The sequence below is a fragment of the Cellulomonas sp. ATA003 genome (assembly GCF_031582905.1).
Classification (GTDB): domain Bacteria; phylum Actinomycetota; class Actinomycetes; order Actinomycetales; family Cellulomonadaceae; genus Pengzhenrongella.
In genome coordinates, this window is sequence record NZ_CP133990.1 from 1973629 (window position 1) to 1990110 (window position 16482).

General features: G+C 73.9%; 17 protein-coding genes, 1 tRNA gene and 1 pseudogene. All 19 read left to right on the forward strand.

The features are described from left to right. The first annotated feature begins 117 nt into the window (after nucleotides 1-117). The 19 genes and pseudogenes from REH70_RS09685 to REH70_RS09775 all read left to right on the forward strand — a co-directional run bounded on the left by REH70_RS09685 (nucleotide 118) and on the right by REH70_RS09775 (nucleotide 16476). Nucleotides 118-192, forward strand: a tRNA-Val gene (locus REH70_RS09685). A gap of 204 nt (nucleotides 193-396) precedes the next feature. Further along, nucleotides 397-2421 (forward strand): threonine--tRNA ligase, encoded by a 2025-nt coding sequence (gene thrS / locus REH70_RS09690; RefSeq protein ID WP_310753986.1) that lies wholly within the window; start codon nucleotides 397-399, stop codon nucleotides 2419-2421. 148 nt (nucleotides 2422-2569) lie between these two features. Then, the gene (locus tag REH70_RS09695) at nucleotides 2570-3082 is read left to right on the forward strand and encodes an HIT domain-containing protein (protein WP_310754223.1); all 513 of its coding nucleotides are present in this window, start codon (nucleotides 2570-2572) and stop codon (nucleotides 3080-3082) included. A 7-nt stretch (nucleotides 3083-3089) separates the two neighbouring features. After that, complete coding sequence (gene pgsA, locus REH70_RS09700) at nucleotides 3090-3698, forward strand: phosphatidylinositol phosphate synthase (RefSeq protein WP_310753988.1); 609 nt, start codon at nucleotides 3090-3092, stop codon at nucleotides 3696-3698. Then, nucleotides 3695-4621, forward strand: a pseudogene (locus REH70_RS09705) (phosphatidylinositol mannoside acyltransferase); the annotation flags it as partial. The gene pgsA and the pseudogene REH70_RS09705, both read left to right, overlap by 4 nt. Before the next feature lie 43 nt (nucleotides 4622-4664). Next, nucleotides 4665-5885: a glycosyltransferase family 4 protein gene (locus tag REH70_RS09710; RefSeq protein WP_396134706.1), complete on the forward strand. Its 1221-nt coding sequence runs from the start codon at nucleotides 4665-4667 to the stop codon at nucleotides 5883-5885. Continuing rightward, nucleotides 5882-6625, forward strand: coding sequence for a hypothetical protein (locus tag REH70_RS09715; RefSeq protein ID WP_310753990.1), 744 nt, complete (start codon nucleotides 5882-5884; stop codon nucleotides 6623-6625). The genes REH70_RS09710 and REH70_RS09715 overlap by 4 nt, the downstream gene beginning before the upstream one ends. Next, the gene (gene pdxS / locus REH70_RS09720) at nucleotides 6622-7524 is read left to right on the forward strand and encodes a pyridoxal 5'-phosphate synthase lyase subunit PdxS (protein ID WP_310753992.1); all 903 of its coding nucleotides are present in this window, start codon (nucleotides 6622-6624) and stop codon (nucleotides 7522-7524) included. The genes REH70_RS09715 and pdxS overlap by 4 nt, the downstream gene beginning before the upstream one ends. A gap of 271 nt (nucleotides 7525-7795) precedes the next feature. Continuing rightward, on the forward strand, nucleotides 7796-8134 hold the full coding sequence (locus REH70_RS09725) for an NUDIX domain-containing protein (RefSeq protein WP_310753993.1): 339 nt from the start codon (nucleotides 7796-7798) through the stop codon (nucleotides 8132-8134). A gap of 64 nt (nucleotides 8135-8198) precedes the next feature. Continuing rightward, nucleotides 8199-8831 (forward strand): pyridoxal 5'-phosphate synthase glutaminase subunit PdxT, encoded by a 633-nt coding sequence (gene pdxT / locus REH70_RS09730; RefSeq protein WP_310753994.1) that lies wholly within the window; start codon nucleotides 8199-8201, stop codon nucleotides 8829-8831. A gap of 38 nt (nucleotides 8832-8869) precedes the next feature. Beyond that, on the forward strand, nucleotides 8870-9628 hold the full coding sequence (locus REH70_RS09735; RefSeq protein WP_310753995.1) for a YebC/PmpR family DNA-binding transcriptional regulator: 759 nt from the start codon (nucleotides 8870-8872) through the stop codon (nucleotides 9626-9628). 105 nt (nucleotides 9629-9733) lie between these two features. Then, on the forward strand, nucleotides 9734-10306 hold the full coding sequence (gene ruvC, locus REH70_RS09740; protein ID WP_310753997.1) for a crossover junction endodeoxyribonuclease RuvC: 573 nt from the start codon (nucleotides 9734-9736) through the stop codon (nucleotides 10304-10306). An 80-nt stretch (nucleotides 10307-10386) separates the two neighbouring features. Then, entirely contained in the window at nucleotides 10387-11004 is a 618-nt protein-coding gene (gene ruvA / locus REH70_RS09745) for a Holliday junction branch migration protein RuvA (RefSeq protein WP_310753999.1), read from the forward strand. A 12-nt stretch (nucleotides 11005-11016) separates the two neighbouring features. Further along, on the forward strand, nucleotides 11017-12042 hold the full coding sequence (gene ruvB, locus REH70_RS09750; RefSeq protein ID WP_310754001.1) for a Holliday junction branch migration DNA helicase RuvB: 1026 nt from the start codon (nucleotides 11017-11019) through the stop codon (nucleotides 12040-12042). A 127-nt stretch (nucleotides 12043-12169) separates the two neighbouring features. Further along, a complete protein-coding gene (gene yajC, locus REH70_RS09755; RefSeq protein WP_310754002.1) occupies nucleotides 12170-12613 on the forward strand; it encodes a preprotein translocase subunit YajC in 444 nt (147 codons plus the stop codon). Between the two features lie 92 nt (nucleotides 12614-12705). Further along, complete coding sequence (locus tag REH70_RS20610) at nucleotides 12706-13317, forward strand: hypothetical protein (RefSeq protein ID WP_396134707.1); 612 nt, start codon at nucleotides 12706-12708, stop codon at nucleotides 13315-13317. Further along, complete coding sequence (secD, locus tag REH70_RS09765; RefSeq protein WP_310754003.1) at nucleotides 13314-14822, forward strand: protein translocase subunit SecD; 1509 nt, start codon at nucleotides 13314-13316, stop codon at nucleotides 14820-14822. Before REH70_RS20610 ends, secD begins: the two co-directional genes overlap by 4 nt. Then, on the forward strand, nucleotides 14822-15940 hold the full coding sequence (gene secF, locus REH70_RS09770) for a protein translocase subunit SecF (protein WP_310754005.1): 1119 nt from the start codon (nucleotides 14822-14824) through the stop codon (nucleotides 15938-15940). Before secD ends, secF begins: the two co-directional genes overlap by 1 nt. Next, on the forward strand, nucleotides 15937-16476 hold the full coding sequence (locus tag REH70_RS09775) for an adenine phosphoribosyltransferase (protein WP_310754006.1): 540 nt from the start codon (nucleotides 15937-15939) through the stop codon (nucleotides 16474-16476). Before secF ends, REH70_RS09775 begins: the two co-directional genes overlap by 4 nt. Nucleotides 16477-16482: the final 6 nt, after the last annotated feature.

The following is a 16482-nucleotide window of genomic DNA, read 5'->3' on the forward strand; positions in this document are numbered from 1 at the left end:
ACGGATCCGTGCAGGTTTCACCCGGGTGGCGGGCCGCGGACGCCAGTTTCCGATTCTCGGTCGACCTCCGCTAGCATCACTGCCTGTCGTCGCGGAGCACCTGGCCGCGGTCACGACGGGCGATTGGCTCAGTGGTAGAGCGCCTCGTTCACACCGAGGAGGTCACTGGTTCGAACCCAGTATCGCCCACCACCACGAAGCCCCGGTCAGCACGCCGACCGGGGCTTCGTCGTCGTCGGGCGGTCGTCGGGCGTCGGCCTCACCGGCGGGGCGGCGCGTGCGGTCGCCGACGCTGCGGCGCGTGCGGTCCCCGACGCGGTCCGGGCGTGGGGAGGGCCTCGGTAGCATCGTCGGCAGCGTCCGGACCGGGCGCTCGACCAGCGCTAGGAGACCTTCGTGTCGGCACCGTCCGCCCAGACCCTCACCCTCACCGTCGACGGCGCCGAGGTCACGGTCGAGACGGGGACCACCGCGGCCGACCTGTACGCCCAGCGACGCGACGTCGTCGTCGTGCGTGTCGACGGCGAGCTGCGCGACCTGCACCTGCCGGTCGCGGACGGCGAGGTCGTCGAGGCCGTCACCATCGACTCCCCGGACGGGCTGTCGGTGCTGCGGCACTCGGCGGCGCACGTGCTCGCGCAGGCGGTGCAGGAGATCAACCCGTCGGCGAAGCTCGGCATCGGCCCGCCCATCACCGACGGCTTCTACTACGACTTCGACGTCGAGAACCCCTTCGCGCCCGAGGACCTCAAGGCGCTGGAGAAGGTGATGCAGCGCATCGTCAAGGAGGGCCAGACCTTCCGTCGGTGGGACGTCACCGAGGACGAGGCGCGCACCGAGCTCGCCGACGAGCCGTACAAGCTCGAGCTGATCGGTCTCAAGGGCACCGACTCGTCCGACAGCGCAGGGGACGACGCCGCGTCTGTCGAGGTCGGCCTGGGCGGGCTGAGCATCTACCAGAACGTCAAGCGCGACGGCACGGTCGCGTGGCAGGACCTGTGCCGCGGCCCGCACCTGCCGTCGACCCGGCTCATCGCCAACGGCTTCCAGCTGACCCGGTCCGCGGCGGCGTACTGGCGCGGCTCGGAGAAGAACCCGCAGCTGCAGCGCGTGTACGGCACCGCGTGGCCGACCAAGGACGAGCTGCGTGCGCACCTCGAGCGCCTCGCCGAGGCCGAGCGCCGCGACCACCGCCGGCTGGGCAACGAGCTGGACCTGTTCTCCTTCCCGGACGAGATCGGCTCGGGGCTGGCGGTCTTCCACCCGCGCGGCGGCATCGTCCGGATGGAGATGGAGGACTACTCCCGACGCCGGCACGTCGAGGCGGGCTACTCCTTCGTCAACACCCCGCACATCACCAAGGAGGGGCTGTTCCAGCTCTCCGGTCACCTCGACTGGTACTCCGAGGGCATGTACCCGCCCATGCAGCTCGACGCCGAGCTGGACGAGGACGGTGCGGTGCGCCGCCCCGGGCAGAACTACTACCTCAAGCCCATGAACTGCCCGATGCACAACCTCGTGTTCCGGTCCCGCGGCCGGTCCTACCGCGAGCTGCCGCTGCGGCTGTTCGAGTTCGGCACGGTGTACCGGTACGAGAAGTCCGGCGTCGTGCACGGCATGACCCGGGCGCGCGGGTTCACCCAGGACGACGCGCACATCTACTGCACCCGTGAGCAGATGCGCGACGAGCTGTCGAGCCTGCTGACCTTCGTGCTCAACCTCCTCAAGGACTACGGCCTCGAGGACTTCTACCTCGAGCTGTCCACCCGCAACCCCGAGAAGTCCGTCGGGTCGGACGAGGTGTGGGACGAGGCGACCGAGACCCTGCGCGAGGTCGCGACGGCGTCGGGCCTGGACCTCGTGCCGGACCCGGGTGGCGCGGCCTTCTACGGCCCGAAGATCTCCGTGCAGGCGAAGGACGCCATCGGCCGGACCTGGCAGATGTCGACCATCCAGCTGGACTTCAACCTGCCCGAGCTGTTCGACCTCGAGTACACCGCGTCGGACGGCAGTCGCCAGCGCCCCGTGATGATCCACCGGGCGCTGTTCGGGTCGATCGAGCGCTTCTTCGCGGTCCTCACCGAGCACTACGCGGGGGCGTTCCCGGCGTGGCTCGCGCCGGTGCAGGTCGTCGCGGTGCCGGTCGCCGAGCCGTTCAACGACTACCTGGCCGACGTCGTCGCGCAGCTGCGCGCACAGGGCATCCGCGCCGAGGTCGACGTGTCCGACGACCGGTTCGGCAAGAAGATCCGCACCGCGAGCACGCAGAAGATCCCGTTCGTGCTCATCGCGGGCGGCGACGACGTCGACGCCGGTGCGGTCTCGTTCCGGTACCGCGACGGGCGCCAGGACAACGCGGTGCCGGTCGCCGAAGCGGTCGAGCGGATCGTCTCCGCGGTCCGCGAGCGGACGCAGGTCTGACCCCGGTGGGCGACACCTCCGACGCCCCCGAAGCCCCCGGGCCACCGGGGCCACCGGGGCACCCGGGCCCGGCGACGCCCCCGCCCTCGACGGCGTCGCGGCCGAGCCGGCCGCCGGCCACCCCGGCGAGCCGGACGGCCTCGAGCGACTGTGGACACCGCACCGCATGGTCTACATCGGCGGGCAGGACAAGCCCGCCGACACCTCGGCCGGCGCCGCGTGCCCGTTCTGCCGGGCACCGACGCTGGACGACGCCGAGGGGCTCGTCGTCGCGCGCGGCGAGCTGGCCTACGTCGTGCTCAACCTGTACCCGTACAACCCGGGGCACCTCATGGTCCTGCCGTACCGGCACGTCGCCGGCTACCCGGACCTCACGCCCGCGGAGACCACGGAGGTCGCCACGCTGACCCAGACGGCGATGCGCGTGCTGCGCGAGGTGTCCGCGCCGCACGGGTTCAACCTGGGCATGAACCAGGGGTCCGTCGCCGGGGCGGGCATCGCCGCGCACCTGCACCAGCACGTCGTCCCACGGTGGGGCGGCGACGCGAACTTCCTGCCCGTGGTGGGCCGGACGAAGGCGCTGCCCGAGCTGCTCGGTGACACCCGGGCCCGGCTCGCCACGGCGTGGCCGACGTCGTCCGGCACGACCGTGAAGGGATGATCGACGCGTGCTGAACCGACTGCGCGGCGGCATGACCCGGGTCATGACGCCGATCGCCGACCTGCTCCTGGCCCGTGGGGTGACACCCGACGCGGTGACGATCATCGGGACCGCCGCCGTCGTCCTGACCGCGCTCACGCTCTACCCCACCGGTCACCTGCTCGCCGGGACGCTGGTCATCACCGTGTTCGTGCTCACCGACTCCCTCGACGGCGTCATGGCACGCCGCTCGGGGCGCAGCAGCTCCTGGGGCGCCTTCCTCGACTCGACGCTCGACCGGTTCGGCGACGCCGCGATCTTCGGCGGGCTGCTGCTGTGGTTCACCGGCGGCGGGGACGACCGGCTCACCGCGGTCCTGGCGCTCGCGTGCCTCGTGCTCGGGTCGATCGTCCCGTACGCCCGCGCCCGCGCCGAGGGCCTCGGCATGACCGCCGCCGTCGGGATCGCGGAGCGCGCGGACCGGCTGCTCGCGGTGCTCACCGCCACCGCTCTCGTCGGGCTCGGGCTGCCGCGGGAGGTCCTCACCGTCGTCCTGGCCCTGCTCGCGGCGGCCAGCGCGGTCACCGTCGTCCAGCGGATGGCGACCGTGCGGCGTCAGGCCGAGGTCGCCCGGTGAACGTCGGCGCGCTCCTCGGCCCCGCCTGGCGGTTCGCGCGGTACGTCCCCGAGCCGGTGCTGCGCGGCGCCGCCGCGGCGGGGGCCGACCTCGTGTGGTGGCGCCGCCCGGGCGGTGTCCGCCAGCTCGAGCGCAACCTCGCGCGCGTGCGCCCCGACGCGACGCCGGCGCAGGTCCGCCGGCTCGCCCGCGCGGGCATGCGGTCCTACATGCGGTACTACGCCGAGGCCTTCACGCTGGGCTCCTTCACCGCGGCCCAGACCGACGCCCGGGTGCGCGCCGTCGGGGTCGAGCACATCCGCCCGACCCTGGACGCCGGACGCTCCGTCGTCCTCGCGCTGGGGCACCTGGGCAACTGGGACCTCGCCGGCGCGTACGCGGCCCGCTCGATCGCCCCGGTCACCACGGTCGCCGAGAAGCTCGAGCCCGAGGCGGCGTTCCGGGAGTTCCTCGCGTTCCGGGAGTCGATCGGCCTGGAGATCGTGCCGCTCGACGGCTCGGGCGGCGAGGTGTTCCGCCGGCTCGTGCGCGCCGTGCGCAGCGGCGCGCGGCTCGTCCCGCTCCTCGCCGACCGCGACCTGACCGCCCGCGGCGTCGAGGTCCAGATGTGGGGCCGGACCGCGCGGGTCGCCGCCGGCCCGGCCGCGCTGGCGTTGTCGACCGGGGTCCCGCTGCACCCCGTGACCATCCACTACGAGCGGCTGGACCGCGCCCGCCGGCGTGCGGCCGGGTCGCCGTGGGGCATCGTCATCACGTTCCACCCCGCCCTGCCGGTGCCGGACGCCCCCACCCGCGCCGACGCGGTCGCCGCGCTCACCCAGGGCTGGGTCGACGTCCTGTGCGCCGGCATCCGCGCGCACCCGCAGGACTGGCACATGCTCCAGAAGGTGTTCGTCGAGGACCTCGACCCCGCGCGGTACGCCGCGACGGTGGCGCGCGCCGACGGCGCCGTCGGGGAGGAGCGCCGTGAGCCCCACGACACCGCGCGCGCTGCGGGTCGGGATCGTCTGCCCGTACTCCTTCGACGTGCCCGGCGGCGTGCAGTTCCACGTCCGCGACCTCGCCGAGGCCCTCATCGCGGCCGGTCACCACGTCTCCGTCCTCGCGCCCGCCGACGACGACACCCCGATCCCGCCGTACATGACCGCCGCGGGCCGCGCGGTCCCGGTGCGCTACAACGGCGCGGTCGCGCGGATGACGTTCGGGCCGCTCACCGCCGCCCGCGTGCGGCGGTGGCTCGCCGACGGCGACTTCGACGTCCTGCACCTGCACGAGCCGGTCACCCCGAGCCTGGGGATGCTCGCCCTGTGGTTCGCCGAGGGGCCGATCGTCGCGACGATGCACACCGCGCTGGTCCGCTCCCGGGGGCTGCAGATGGCCTACCCGCTCGTGCGGCAGAGCCTGGAGAAGATCGCCGCGCGGATCGCGGTCTCCGAGGACGCCCGGCGCACGCTCGTCCAGCACATGGGCGGGGACGCCGTCGTCATCCCCAACGGGGTGTGGGTGGACCGTTTCCGGCAGGCCCACCCCGATCCCCGGTGGACCGGGACGCCGTCGGCCCCGACGATCGCCTTCCTCGGGCGCCTCGACGAGCCGCGCAAGGGGCTGCCGGTCCTGCTGGACGCCGTCCCGGCCGTCCTGCGCGCACGGCCCGGCGCCCGGTTCCTCGTGGCCGGGCGTGGGGAGACCGGGCCGGAGGAGGTGCGCGCGCTGCTCGGCGACGACGCCCGCGCGGTGGAGTTCCTCGGACCCATCACCGACGAGGAGAAGGCGAGCCTGCTGCGGTCGGTCGACGTCTACTGCGCGCCGCAGACCGGCGGGGAGAGCTTCGGCATCGTGCTGGTGGAGGCGATGAGCGCGGGCGCGGCCGTGGTGGCCAGCGACTTCAGCGCGTTCCGTGCGGTGCTGGAGGACGGCGCGGCGGGGACCCTGTTCCATACCGGTGACCCGGCGGACCTCGCCGCGACCCTGCTGCGCGTGCTCGACGACGACGCCCTGCGGGACGCCGCGCGCGCCCACGGGTCACAGGTCGTGCAGCGCTACGACTGGTCCCACGTCACCCACGAGGTGCTCACCGTGTACGAGATGGTCTCCGCCGGCACCGATCGGCTCGTCCGGGAGGACCCGTCGTCGCGCCGCGGCACGCTCGGACGCCTCGTCCGCAGCGACCGCTGGGAGCGCGCATGACCTGGGCCGAGTGGGCTCTGCTGGCCGCCGCGGTGCTCGTCGTGGCCGTGTGGGCCGTGTGGGTCGAGGCGTCCCGTCTGGACCGGCTGCACCGCAAGGTGGCCCAGTCGCGCGCGACCCTCGAGGCTCAGCTCGTGCGGCGGGCGACCGCTGCCGTCGAGCTCGCGTCGACCGGCGTGCTGGACCCGGTGAGCTCCGTGCTGGTCGGCGAGGCCGCGTTCGCGTCGCTGGACGCGGGCGCGACCGGCGGCGGTCCGCTGGCGCCGGTCCCCGCCGACCTGGCGCTACTCGTCGCCGAGGAGTCGCCGTCCTCCGCGGAGGCGGCCGCCCGCCCGTGGGCGCCGCTGCCGGCCGCCGACCGCGGGCTCGTCGAGAGCGAGCTCTCCGCGACCCTGCGCGCGGCGCTCGACGACCCGGAGGAGGTCGGCGAGCTGCGCGCCGAGCCGGGCGGTGACGAGCTGCTCGCGGCGCTCGCCGCCGCGTGGTTCCGTGTCCAGCTCGCCCGCCGGTTCCACAACGAGGCGGTCGCCCAGACCCGTCGGGTCCGGGGCAAGGCGCTGGTCCGCTGGCTGCGACTGGCCGGGCACGCCCCCTGCCCGAGCCCCTCGATCTCGACGACGCCTGGCCTGCGGCGCTGGGCCGCCCGGGCGCGTCGGCGCCCGTGCGCGAGGTCTAGAATGGAGGGTGCGCGCCGGTGCATCACCGCGCGATCCCCGACCATCTGTGAGGCCCTGCAGTGACCACCGAGAACAGCCAGAACGTCGTCGGCACCGCCAAGGTCAAGCGCGGCATGGCTGAGATGCTCAAGGGCGGCGTCATCATGGACGTCGTCACCGCCGAGCAGGCGAAGATCGCCGAGGACGCCGGTGCCGTGGCCGTCATGGCGCTCGAGCGGGTGCCCGCCGACATCCGCGCGCAGGGCGGCGTCGCGCGCATGAGCGACCCCGACCTCATCGACGCGATCATCTCGACCGTCTCGATCCCGGTGATGGCCAAGGCCCGCATCGGCCACTTCGTCGAGGCCCAGGTGCTGCAGTCCCTCGGGGTCGACTACGTCGACGAGTCCGAGGTGCTCACCCCGGCGGACTACTCCCACCACATCGACAAGTGGGCCTTCACGGTCCCCTTCGTCTGCGGGGCGACGAACCTCGGTGAGGCGCTGCGCCGGATCACCGAGGGCGCCGCGATGATCCGCTCCAAGGGCGAGGCCGGCACCGGCGACGTCTCCAACGCCACGACGCACATGCGCACGCTGCGCGACGAGATCCGCCGCCTCACCTCGCTGCCCGAGGACGAGCTGTACCTGGCCGCCAAGGAGCTGCAGGCGCCGTACGACCTGGTCAAGGAGGTCGCGACCGCGGGCAAGCTCCCCGTCGTGCTCTTCACCGCGGGCGGCATCGCCACCCCGGCCGACGCGGCGATGATGATGCAGCTCGGCGCGGAGGGCGTGTTCGTCGGGTCGGGCATCTTCAAGTCCGGCAACCCGGCCGAGCGGGCCGCCGCGGTGGTCAAGGCGACCACGTTCTACGACGACCCGGACGTCATCGCCAAGGTCTCCCGCGGCCTCGGCGAGGCGATGGTCGGCATCAACGTCTCCGACGTCCCGGTGCCGCACCGGCTGGCCGAGCGCGGCTGGTGACGTCGGCGGGTCCCGCGCCCGACGACGCCGGCCTGAGCCCGGTCGAGCGGCCCGAGCCGGTCGGGGGACCCGCTCCGGTCGACCGGCTCGGGCCGGAGTGGCGGACCGGCCCGGACGGCGTCCGGTTCCGCCGCGCCGCCCGGGTCATCCTGCTCGACGCGGACGACCGCGTGCTGCTCCTGCACGGCTGCGACGCCGACCAGCGCGAGCGCACCTGGTGGTTCACGGTCGGCGGCGGCATCGGCGCGGGGAGACCCCGCTCGAGGCGGCCGTGCGCGAGCTGCGTGAGGAGACCGGCGTCGTCGTCGCGGCGGACGACCTCGTCGGGCCGGTGTTCAGCCGCGCCGCGGAGTTCGACTTCTTCCGCGAGACGTGCCGGCAGGACGAGCTCTTCTTCGTCGCGCGGTGGGCCGAGGCCCTGCCCCTCACCCGCGACGGGTGGACCGACATCGAGGTCGAGACGATCGACGAGCTGCGCTGGTGGGACCTCGACGACCTCGCCGCCGTCGACGAGGAGGTCTTCCCGGTCGGCCTCGCCGAGCACGTGCGGGGGCTGCTCGCGGGCTGGGACGGCGTGACCCGCCCGCTGGAGGCCGGGCGCGGCCTGTGACGACCGCCACGGTGGGTCGGTGCGCGCGGCGCCGTCGTCCGCCGCGGTCGTAGAGTCTCCAGCCGTGAAGCCCAGGATCGGTGTGCTGGCCCTGCAGGGGGACGTCCGCGAGCACCTGCGTGCGCTGGAGGAGTGCGGTGCGGTCGCGGTGCCCGTCCGGCGCGAGAGCGAGCTCGCCGACGTCGACGGTCTCGTCATCCCGGGCGGGGAGTCGACCACCATCGAGAAGCTGCTGCGCGCGTTCGACCTGTGGGAGCCGGTGCGCGAGCGGCTCCGTGCGGGGCTGCCGGCCTACGGCTCGTGCGCCGGGATGATCCTGCTCGCCGACCACGTCGTCGGCGGGACCGCGGACCAGACGACGCTCGGCGGCCTCGACATCACGGTGCGTCGCAACGCGTTCGGCCGCCAGGTCGACTCGTTCGAGAGCGACCTCGCGTTCGCCGGCGTCGACGGGGAGCCCGTGCACGCGGTGTTCATCCGCGCACCGTGGGTGGAGGACGTCGGGCCGGGGGCGCAGGTGCTCGCCGCGGTGGGCGAGGGTCCGGCCGCCGGTAGGATCGTCGCGGTGCGCCAGGGTGGTGTGCTGGCGACCTCCTTCCACCCGGAGGTCACCGGCGACATGCGCGTGCACCGACTGTTCGTGCAGATCGTCCGTGATGCCCTGGACGCCGAGCCCGGCCATCACGGCAAGGGCTGACGCTTGCGGCGCGTCCGGCACAGACGCAAGGAGTAGGGATGTCGGGTCACTCCAAGTGGGCCACCACGAAGCACAAGAAGGCCGTGGTCGACGCCAAGCGGAGCAAGCTCTTCGCGAAGCTCATCAAGAACATCGAGGTCGCGGCGCGCACGGGCGGTGCCGACCTCGCCGGTAACCCGACGCTGTTCGACGCGGTCCAGAAGGCGAAGAAGTCCTCGGTCCCGAACGACAACATCGACCGGGCGCTCAAGCGCGGCTCCGGCCAGGAGGCCGGCGGCGCCGAGTACTCCACGATCATGTACGAGGGCTACGGCTCCGGCGGCGTGGCGGTGCTCGTCGAGTGCCTGACCGACAACCGGAACCGGGCCGCCTCGGACGTCCGGGTCGCGTTCACCCGCAACGGCGGCCAGATGGCCGACCCCGGGTCGGTGGCGTACCTCTTCTCCCGCAAGGGCGTCGTCGTCGTCCCGAAGACGGACGGCGTCACGGAGGACTCCGTCATGGAGGCCGTGCTCGACGCAGGCGCGGAGGAGGTCAACGACTACGGCGACACCTTCGAGATCCTCTCCGAGGCGACCGACCTCGTCCCGGTCCGCACCGCGCTCCAGGACGCCGGCATCGAGTACGACTCCGCGGACGTCGTCTTCCACCCCGCCACGCAGATCGAGGTCGACGCCGAGGGCGCCCGCAAGATCCTCAAGCTCGTCGACGCGCTGGAGGACCTGGACGACGTCCAGGAGGTCTACGCGAACTTCGACGCGTCCGACGAGGTCATGGCCGAGCTCGAGGACGACTGACGCCACGGCATCGCGACGCGGACGAGGCGGCGTCGTGACGCGCACGACGCGGGCGCGCCCGCGCACCTGCACGGCCCCACCGCTCCCGGCTGGGAGAGTGGGGCCGTGCGCGTTCTCGGTGTGGACCCCGGCCTGACCCGGTGCGGGCTCGGCGTGGTCGACGCGCTGCCCGCCCGTCGCGCCGCGATGGTCGCCGTCGGGGTCGCGCGGTCGTCGACGACCGACGACCTCGACCAGCGCCTGCTCGCGATCTCCGAGGAGATCGAGACCTGGCTCGACCGGCACGCCCCGGACGTCGTCGCGGTCGAGCGGTACTTCGCCGCGAACGACGTCAGCACGGTCATCGGGACCGCGCAGGTCGCCGGGATCGCCATGCTCGCCGCGGCACGCCGCCGCATCCCGGTCGCGCTGCACACGCCGAGCGAGATCAAGGCGGCCGTCACCGGATCAGGGCGCGCGGACAAGGTGCAGGTGCAGCGGATGGTCGCCCAGATCCTGGGTCTCGCCGAGCTCCCCAAGCCGGCCGACGCCGCCGACGCCCTCGCCCTCGCGATCTGCCACCTGTGGCGGCCGGCCGGTGCGCTGTCCTCGCCGCAGCGGCCGTTGCAGTCGATGACGGCGGCGCAACGCGCCTGGGCGGCCGCGGAGCACGCGGCGCGTCGACCCACCCGGGGCTGACCTCGGGTTGTTACGGTGACCGCGTTCGTACAGGTGTTCGCCCGGCGGTCGCCGGGCCTCTCGGGGAGTGGGTGCAGACGGTGATCGCGTCGGTTCGCGGCACGGTGCTCGGGGTGCGTCTGGACGGCGCGGTCGTCGAGGTCGGTGGGGTCGGCCTCCTGGTGCACGCCACGCCGTCGACCCTGGGGAGCCTGCGGGTCGGGGAGCCGGCCCAGCTCTTCACCAGTCTCGTCGTGCGTGAGGAGTCCCTGACCCTGTTCGGGTTCGGGGACCCGGACGAGCGGGCGGTGTTCGAGACGCTGCAGACGGTCTCCGGGGTGGGCCCGCGGCTGGCGCTCGCGATGCTCGCGGTGCACAGCCCCGACACGCTGCGGGCCGCCGTCGCCGGAGAGGACCTCACCGCTCTCAAGCGCGTCCCCGGCATCGGCCACAAGGGCGCCCAGCGCATCGTGCTCGAGCTGGCCGGCAAGCTCGGCGCGCCGACCGGCGTCGCCGGTGCCGCGCCCGCACCGGCGGCTGCGCCCGGTGACCGCCGGGGCGAGGTGGTGGAGGCCCTGGTCGGCCTGGGCTGGAACGCCAAGGCCGCCGAGGACGCCGTCGGCAGCGTGACCGGCGACGAGGCCGCCCCGGTGACCGACGCCGACGTCGCCGGCGTGCTGCGAGCCGCGCTGCGCGCGCTGGGGTCGGGCCGTGGCTGAGGACCCGGGGGCGTGACCACCGAGCGCCTCGTGCAGCCGGGTGCCGACGACGTCGAGCGGGCCGCCGAGGCAGCCCTGCGACCGCGGCGCCTGGAGGAGTTCATCGGTCAGCGCGTGGTGCGGGACCAGCTCTCGCTCGTGCTGCAGGCGGCGCTCGGTCGCGGGCGGGCGCCCGACCACGTGCTGCTGTCCGGGCCGCCGGGGCTGGGCAAGACGACGCTCGCGATGATCATCGCCGCGGAGCTCGGCGCACCGCTGCGGCTGACGTCCGGACCGGCGATCCAGCACGCCGGCGACCTCGCGGCGGTCCTGTCCTCGCTCGAGGAGGGCGAGGTGCTCTTCCTCGACGAGATCCACCGCCTCGCCCGGCCCGCGGAGGAGCTGCTGTACGTCGCGATGGAGGACTTCCGGGTCGACGTCGTCGTCGGGAAGGGCGCCGGGGCGAGCGCGATCCCGCTCGCGCTGCCACCGTTCACGGTGGTGGGCGCGACCACCCGCGCGGGGCTGCTCCCGGCACCGCTGCGGGACCGGTTCGGGTTCACCGGGCACCTGGACTTCTACTCCGCCGAGGAGCTCGAGCGGGTGCTGGTGCGCTCCGCGCAGCTGCTCGGCGTCGGGCTGCACGCCGACGCGGCGTCGGAGGTGGCGTCGCGCTCCCGCGGGACGCCCCGCATCGCCAACCGGCTGCTGCGCCGGGTGCGGGACTGGGCGCAGGTGCGGGGCGACGGGACGCTCGACCTCGCCGCGGCCCGGGCGGCCCTCGACGTCTACGAGGTCGACGACCTCGGCCTGGACCGCCTCGACCGCGCGGTGCTGACCGCGCTGTGCACCCGCTTCGGCGGCGGCCCGGTCGGCCTGACCACGCTCGCGGTCGCCGTCGGGGAGGAGCCGGAGACCGTGGAGACGGTCGCCGAGCCGTTCCTGGTCCGCGAGGGGCTGATCGGTCGGACGCCGCGCGGGCGCATCGCGATGCCGGGCGCGTGGGCGCACCTGGGGCTGACGCCGTCCGTGGGCGGCGGGGACACGCTCTTCGGCTGACCGGTCGTCGGATCCGTCGTCGCCGTCCGCAGCCGGAACCGCCGCGACGTGCGGGTCGTTGGGTCCTGTCCGGGGCGGCGCCTAGACTGCCTCGGACATCCGACGACCTGAGAGACGTGTCTTCCCCATGGATCCCTCCTTCCTGATCATCCTCCTGGTGGCTTTCGGCGCGATGTGGCTCATGACGAGCCGCACCCGCAAGCAGCAGCGTGAGGCCGCCGACTTCCGCGCCAACCTGGAGGTAGGCCAGGAGGTCATGACGGGATCCGGGCTCTACGGGACCATCGTCGCCGTCGACGGTGACACCATCACGCTCGAGTCGACCCCCGGGAACGAGACCCGCTGGATCCGCGCCGCGATCGCCAAGCTCGTCCCGCCCACCGACGATGCCGTCGCCGACGAGGAGTACGAGGACGACGAGGCGACCGACGAGTACGCCGACGAGGAGTACGTCGACGAGTACGCGGACGGCACCGACGCGGACGTCGCCTACGCCGAGACCACCGAGGTCCCGGACGACCTCTCGACGTTGAAGGACCGCCGCACCGACGACGGCCCCGAGAACCGCTGAGCCCGGCCACGGCGCACCGCGTGCGCCGGCCCTGACACGCCACTGCACCGCCCGCGACCGCGGGCGGTGCGCGCACGAGAAGAGACCTCACGTTGGCATCGACATCACGCCGCTCGCGGCCCGTCCGGACCCTGGTCACGCTCGCCGTGCTCGTCGCCGCGCTGTTCGGCGCCCTCGCGGCGGGCACCCGGTGGTCCGACGCGGGCTGGGCACCCGAGCTCGCGCTCGACCTCGAGGGCGGCACCCAGCTCATCCTCACCCCGGTCGCGGAGGGCGGTGAGGAGATCACCGACGAGACGATCACCCAGGCGATCGCCATCATCCGCCAGCGCGTGGACTCCTCCGGCGTCGCCGAGGCCGAGATCACGAGCCAGGGCGGCACCAACATCGTCGTCGGGCTCCCGGGCACCCCGTCGGAGGAGACGCTGGACCTGGTCCGGACGTCGGCGCAGATGCGGTTCCGTCCGGTGCTGACCATCACCGCGCCGACGCCGTTCCCGGTCGAGGAGGCACCGGCGGGGAGCCCGGCGTGGAGGACCCCGCCGCCGAGGACCCCACTGCGGAGGACCCTGCCGCCGGGGACCCTGCCGTCGAGGACCCGGCTGGTGAGGACCCGGCTGGTGAGGACCCCGCGGTCGAGGCGCCCGCCGACGGCTCGGCGCCCGAGGAGCCGGCCGAGACGCCTGCGACCGGCGACGCCGTGATCGAGAACTCGGCCGCCGTGGAGCCCGCCCCGGAGGACCCGGGCGCTCCGGCGCCGGAGGACCCGGCCGCCGAGGCACCGCTGCCCGTGGACCCGGCGCCGACCAAGACCGCGCCGGACTCCCCGAGCGACATCGAGTACTACCTGACCCCCGAGGTCCAGGAGCAGCTCGAGACGTTCGACTGCACCGACCCGGCGAACCTCACCGGCGGGACCGCCGGACCGGACGACCAGGCGGTCGTGACCTGCGACGTCAGCGGCACGGCCAAGTACCTGCTCGGCCCGGTCGAGCTCGAGGGTGCACAGCTCGACAACGCGACGTCCGGCCTGCAGACCACCCAGACCGGTGCGACCACCAACCGGTGGGTCGTCAACCTCGACTTCAACGGCGAGGGCACCCGCATCTTCCGCGACGTGACCACGCGGCTGCAGTCGCTGCCCGCGCCGCAGAACCAGTTCGCGATGGTCCTCGACGGGCTCGTCATCTCCGCCCCGAGCCTCGACCCCGGCGTGATCATCTCGGACGGGAACGCCGAGATCTCCGGCACCTTCGACCGCGAGTCCGCCGCCACCCTGGCGAACCAGCTGAACTTCGGCGCGCTGCCCCTGACCTTCGAGGTGCAGAGCGAGGAGCAGATCTCCGCGACGCTCGGCTCCGAGCAGCTGCGCAACGGGCTCATCGCCGGGGCGATCGGTCTGGTGCTCGTCGCCCTCTACTCCCTCGCGCAGTACCGCGCGCTCGGCCTGGTGACGGTCGCGTCCCTGCTCATGGCCGGCCTGCTGACCTACGGCGTGATCACGCTGCTGTCCTGGGTCCAGGGGTACCGGCTCAGCCTGCCCGGGGTCGCCGGGCTCATCGTGGCCATCGGCATCACGGCGGACTCGTTCATCGTCTACTTCGAGCGCATCCGCGACGAGCTGCGCGAGGGGCGCACGCTCGTGGCCGCCGTCGACCGCGGGTGGCAGCGCGCACGCCGCACCATCCTGGCGTCCGACGCCGTGTCGTTCCTGGCCGCGATCGTCCTGTACTTCCTCGCCGTCGGCGGGGTCCGCGGGTTCGCCTTCACCCTCGGGCTGACGACCGTCCTCGACCTGCTCGTCGTGCTCCTCTTCACCCACCCGGTCATGCAGCTCGTGGCACGGACCCGGTTCTTCAGCGAGGGCCACCCGATGTCCGGGCTGGACCCGCGGCGCCTCGGCGCGGGCGGCGCGACCTATGCCGGCCGCGGCCGGGGCCGCATGCCGTCCGCCGGGACGTCCGACGACGCCGCGACGACGCCCGCCGGCTCGCTCGGGACGGGCGGTGCGGTGCCGGTCGCCGCGGGCAGCCACCGGCTGTCCGCCGACGGCACGGGCACGGGCCCGCTCCCCGGCACCGGCACCGGCACTGGCACCGGCACCGGCCTGACCATCGCCGAGCGCCGGGCCGCGCAGCGCGCCGCCGAGCGCGAGCAGGCCGCCGCGCGTGCGGCGGCCGACACCACCACCGAGGGGAACGAGCCCTGATGGCCGCCACCGGATTCGCCCAGTGGGGCAACGACCTCTACACGGGGCGCACGTCCTACGACATCGTCGGGCGGCGCCGCACCTGGTACGCCGTCGCGCTGGTGATCGTCGCGCTGTCCGCGGTGCTCCTGCTGGTCAAGGGGCTCAACCCCGGCATCGAGTTCCGCGGCGGGTCGCAGTTCACCGTCTCGGGCGTGCAGACCACGGACCAGCAGCCGGCCATCGACGCCGTCGGGGAGGTCTCGGCCGCGGAGGTGCCGCGGGTCACGACGGTCGGCGGCGACTCCATCCGGGTGCAGACCGCGGAGCTCGACTCCGAGGAGGTCGTCGAGGTCCGCGAGTCCCTCGCCGCGGCCTACGGCGTCAGCGAGGACGACGTCACGAGCGCGTTCATCGGCCCGTCCTGGGGCGCGGACGTCTCGAGCAAGGCCATCACGGGGCTGGTCGTGTTCCTCGCCCTCGTCGCGGTCGTCATGACGCTGTACTTCCGCGCCTGGCGGATGGCCGCGGCGGCCCTGCTCGCGCTCGGGCACGACCTCGTCATCACCGTGGGCATCTACGCGCTCATCGGCTGGGAGGTCACCCCCGCCACCGTGATCGGCTTCCTGACCATCCTCGGGTACTCGCTGTACGACACGGTGGTGGTCTTCGACAAGGTGCGGGAGAACACCACCGGCGTGTTCACCCAGCACCGGTCGACGTACCCCGAGCAGGCCAACCTCGCCGTCAACCAGACGCTGGTCCGCTCCATCAACACCTCGGTCGTCGCGGTGCTCCCGGTCGCCGCGATCCTCTTCGTCGGCGCCTTCCTGCTCGGTGCGGGGACGCTGCGGGACATCGCGCTGGCCCTGTTCGTCGGCATGATCGTCGGGACGTTCTCCTCGGTGTTCCTCGCGACGCCGCTCCTGGTGAGCCTGCGCAACCGCGAGGGGCGGATCGCGCAGCACACCGCGGAGGTGCTCGAGGCGCGCGGCGAGGCGCCGGCGCCGACCGGGGCGGGCGACGACCCGCAGGCGCAGCCCGTCGGCGCCGGTGCGGCGCCGTCGGCGAAGGTCGTGCCGGGGCAGCACCTGGGCACGGCCGCCCAGCCCAGGCGTCGCCGCGGTCCCAAGCGGTGACCGCGCCCGACCTCGCGGCTCGCACCGCGGGCCTGATCCGGGCGATCCCGGACTGGCCGACCGCCGGCGTGACGTTCCGGGACATCACGCCGCTGCTCGCCGACGCACGTGCGCTGGCCGACGTCGTCGCGCGCCTCGCCGACCACGCGCGGAGCCTGGGCGGCGTCGACCTCGTCGCCGGGATGGAGGCGCGCGGATTCATCCTCGGCGCGCCGGTCGCGGCCGCGGTGGGCGCGGGGTTCATCCCGGTGCGCAAGGCGGGCAAGCTGCCCGGGCCGACGCTCGCGGCGTCGTACGCGCTGGAGTACGCCGACGCGGAGATCGAGCTCCACCCGGAGACCGTGCCCACCGGCGCACGCGTGCTCGTGCTCGACGACGTCCTGGCCACCGGCGGGACGGCGTCGGCCACCGCCGACCTCGTCGAGCGCGCGGGCGGCGTCGTCGTCGGGCTGGCGTTCCTGCTCGAGCTCACCGCTCTCGACGGGCGGGCGCGGTTGCGGGGGCGCGAGGTCGCCGCTCTGCTGACCGTCGACTGAGCGCCA